Origin of the sequence: Delftia sp. ZNC0008 (genome assembly GCF_000799035.1) — a bacterium.
Classification (GTDB): Bacteria; Pseudomonadota; Gammaproteobacteria; order Burkholderiales; family Burkholderiaceae_C; genus Comamonas; species Comamonas tsuruhatensis.
Window position 1 is genome coordinate 1 of sequence record NZ_JTKZ01000733.1, and the last position, 1,117, is coordinate 1,117.

A 1,117-nucleotide genomic window follows, 5' to 3' on the forward strand; every position below is an offset into this window, starting at 1 on the left:
TTATTGGGACAAGCGGGAGTATCGATCGCTGCAAGGGGAGAAGGCGGTTTATGAGTTTTTGACGGCATATGGAACTAGCCCTGCGCTGGGGTTTGAGGAGATCAGGAATGTGCTCGAGAGATTCAATGCAATCAGGGAAGAGGGTGCGGATTTTCCTGGAAAGGCTAGATTTTTGAAAGAGACCATTAATAAACTGATTAAGGATGGAAAACTCAAACTAACCAAAAACACAGAAAATAGCGAAAAAACCAGAATTGTGGAAATAAATATAGAAAAGGGAGGTAGCGATGAATATAAAATAAAAGAGGCAGAGAAAAATAGAGGTAAATACTTAGAAAACCTTGCAGGTCAAGAACATAAATATCCAGGCGTTTGCTTGCCAGGCAGTAAAATATGCAAAGAAGTATAGTTTTTCTCTATTTTTCTGCTTTTGCTTGCATTGTCTTTGCAAGCTGCCAAGCTTTCCCCAAGAAACCACTCACGACGGAGGAATGGGCAGCGCGCCGCCATCCACCTAGCGACAAGGGCCCGCTGCCTGAGGGGTGCAAGCCCGTCAAGTATAGAGGTGGCTACTACCCTATCACGGAAGCTTTTGAAGGTTCTGGCCGTCACTGCGTAATTCATGACTTTGTGCAGCGTAAAGCGCGTGACTGGATCGAAGGGGGAATAGAACGTGGTAACCCACGAGGTGCAATTTTAGATTTCTACCACAGTAATAATGCTGACCTTGATTTGCGAGGACATCTTGTTACAGGAAGACCATTTAATAATAATAGCGGCATTGGAATATTATCTGGTGGAGAGGTAGCTTTCAATCTAAGAGTTCATAATGGAATAATAGAAACTCCAGGTCTATCGGGTATTGGCGTAGAACTTTCTCCTAAATTGGGTGCACGCAATAGAATTGAGAAACTGGAGGAAGACTTTCCTGTAATAGAAAATTCCAGATGGAACATCGAAACCCAAAAATTCAATAAAATCCCTTGGGATTATTTCCCTCCCACCTTCTACACCGCAGAAAACCTCCAAATCAAATCCGGCGGCCGCGCCGTCATCATGGCCGGCTCCGACAACGTGGTGCGCAACAACACCATCGAGGTCGATGGCCGCACCGCCG

1 protein-coding gene and 1 pseudogene are annotated in these 1,117 nt (G+C 45.1%); both read left to right on the forward strand.

What is annotated here, in order from left to right; genetic code table 11:
- Window positions 1-409 (forward strand): hypothetical protein (locus tag L995_RS33990; protein ID WP_197065184.1); only part of this gene is annotated, 409 nt, incomplete at its 5' end.
- Window positions 394-1,117, forward strand: a pseudogene (locus L995_RS34480) (hypothetical protein); the annotation flags it as partial. The gene L995_RS33990 and the pseudogene L995_RS34480, both read left to right, overlap by 16 nt.